Raw genomic sequence first — 2421 nt, forward strand, 5'->3', positions numbered from 1 at the left:
AGATCACGCCTCTGCCATTGATTTGGTTTTTCATAAAGGAAAAGACTTTGAGACCTATAATATAGGAGGTTTTAACGAATGGCAGAATATAGATTTGGTAAAACTCCTATGTAAATTGATGGATCAAAAGTTAAATAGGGAGGAAGGCACCTCATCGAAGTTGATAACTTATGTAAAGGATCGGCCAGGGCATGATTTAAGATATGCCATTGATGCCAATAAAATAAATAAAGAGCTGGGATGGAGACCTTCCGTTACTTTTGAGGAAGGCCTGGAACTAACTATTGATTGGTATCTGAATAATCAGGAATGGTTAGATCATGTTACCTCCGGCAATTATCAGGAGTATTATGAAAAAATGTATAAGGAAAGAAATGTCTCCCGATAACATATAAGTAAATGAAAGGGATAATTTTGGCAGGGGGTTCTGGCACGCGATTACATCCGTTGACTTTATCGGTGAGTAAACAGCTCATGCCTGTTTATGATAAGCCCATGATATATTATCCGCTTTCTACGCTGATGTATGCAGGTATCAGGGAAATTCTTATCATTTCAACACCAAAAGACCTTCCACTTTTTAAAGAATTATTAGGAGATGGTAAAAAATATGGCTGCAGTTTTTCCTATGCAGTACAAGAAGCGCCTAACGGTCTTGCCGAGGCCTTTATTATAGGAGCAGATTTTATTGGGCAGGACAAAGTGGCACTGATTCTTGGGGATAATATCTTTTATGGCACAGGTTTGGCAAAATTGTTACAATCCAATAATGATCCAGATGGTGGAATCATATTTGCATATCGTGTAAATGATCCAGAACGTTACGGCGTAGTGGAATTTAATTTAGAAGGTAGGGCTATCAGTATTGAAGAAAAACCAAAACATCCTAAATCCAATTATGCTGTACCCGGCATATATTTTTACGATAACGATGTAGTCGATATCGCCAAAAATATCCCCCCAAGCGCAAGAGGCGAATTGGAGATAACAGATGTGAATAAAGTGTATCTCACCCAAGGTAAACTAAATGTAAGTATATTAGACAGGGGCACAGCATGGTTAGATACGGGTACATTTCAATCCTTGATGCAGGCATCTCAGTTTGTGGAAGTAATTGAAGAACGGCAAGGCCTTAAGATTGGGGCTATTGAAGGTGCTGCTTATGAAATGGGCTATATAAATAAGGAACAATTTAAAAAACTTGCCGAACCTTTAATGAAAAGCGGTTACGGAAGAAATTTATTGGGGATATTAAAAAGGGATACATGATCGTAAAGGAGACAAAGTTAAAAGGATGTTTTACACTGACTCCCAAGTTATACAATGATGAAAGGGGTTATTTTTTTGAAAGTTTCAACAAGCAGTCATTCGAAGAAGCAATAGGCAAGAAAATTAATTTCGTTCAGGATAATCAATCCCTCTCTTACAAAGGTGTTTTAAGAGCATTACACTATCAAATTGGCGAATACGCTCAGGCAAAATTGGTAAGCGTAATAAAAGGAAGTGTTTTAGACGTTGTCGTTGATCTAAGACCAAATTCACATACATTCGGGGAGCATTTATCTATGGAATTGAGCGAGAAGAATAGAAAGCAGCTATTCATACCTAAAGGGTTTGCCCATGGTTTTTTAGTATTGAGTAATGTTGCGGAGTTTTTCTATAAATGTGATCAGTATTATAATAAAGAAGCAGAAGGGGGAATAATATATGATGACCCGGATATTGGAATTGACTGGGAATTTCCAAAAGACCAATTAATTCTATCAGAGAAAGACAAAATACTTCCCCTCTTTAAAAATCGGCGATTATGATAAGTGTATTGGTAACAGGTTCTGAAGGACAATTGGGAAAATGTGTACAGAAAATCGCCAATAATTATGATTCGTTGGATTTTAAATTCATGGACTCCAAAGGCTTGGATATAACCAATCCAAAAAGTATAAACTCAGCATTTGAATCCGGGAATTTCGATTACTGTATTAACTGCGCGGCCTATACCAATGTCGAACAATCTGAAAAAAAGCCAAATATAGCATTTGAAGTTAATGCTTATGCTGTTAAACAACTTGCAATTCAATGTAATAAACACAATGTAATTTTAATTCATATATCCACAGATTATGTTTTTGATGGGAAAAAAGAAGGAGGTTATTTGACTACAGATTTGCCAAACCCTATCAATCAATATGGAATGTCCAAGTTAGCCGGGGAAAATTTTATCCGGGAAATATTGGATAAATATTACATAATCAGAACATCATGGCTGTATTCCGAATATGGGAACAATTTCTACAATACTATTGTAAATAAAGCTAAAACTGAGAGTGTACTTTATATTACGGATGAACAAACCGGATGCCCAACAAATGCAAATAATCTGGTAAAATATGTTTTAAATTTAATTATTTCTCAGAATACGGA

The 2421-nt window shown here is 35.9% G+C and carries 4 protein-coding genes; all 4 read left to right on the forward strand.

The annotated features are described in order from the left end of the window. Positions 1 to 388: GDP-mannose 4,6-dehydratase (locus tag WBM60_RS05490; RefSeq protein WP_424282841.1), on the forward strand; the 388-nt coding region annotated here is incomplete at its 5' end. A gap of 11 nt (positions 389 to 399) precedes the next feature. Beyond that, entirely contained in the window at positions 400 to 1269 is an 870-nt protein-coding gene (gene rfbA, locus WBM60_RS05495) for a glucose-1-phosphate thymidylyltransferase RfbA (RefSeq protein ID WP_424276917.1), read from the forward strand. Next, entirely contained in the window at positions 1266 to 1811 is a 546-nt protein-coding gene (gene rfbC / locus WBM60_RS05500; RefSeq protein ID WP_424282842.1) for a dTDP-4-dehydrorhamnose 3,5-epimerase, read from the forward strand. Before rfbA ends, rfbC begins: the two co-directional genes overlap by 4 nt. After that, on the forward strand, positions 1808 to 2421 hold a 614-nt coding region (locus WBM60_RS05505), incomplete at its 3' end, for an SDR family oxidoreductase (RefSeq protein ID WP_424282843.1). The genes rfbC and WBM60_RS05505, both read left to right, overlap by 4 nt.

The sequence above is a fragment of the Eudoraea sp. genome (assembly GCF_049669105.1).
In the GTDB taxonomy this organism is placed as follows: domain Bacteria; phylum Bacteroidota; class Bacteroidia; order Flavobacteriales; family Flavobacteriaceae; genus Eudoraea.

What these genes read in the sequence shown, in the direction of transcription:
- rfbA (WP_424276917.1), top strand. Translation starts at nt 400, where the DNA reads ATGAAAGGGATAATTTTGGCAGGGGGTTCTGGCACGCGATTACATCCG.
- rfbC (WP_424282842.1), top strand. Translation starts at nt 1,266, where the DNA reads ATGATCGTAAAGGAGACAAAGTTAAAAGGATGTTTTACACTGACTCCC.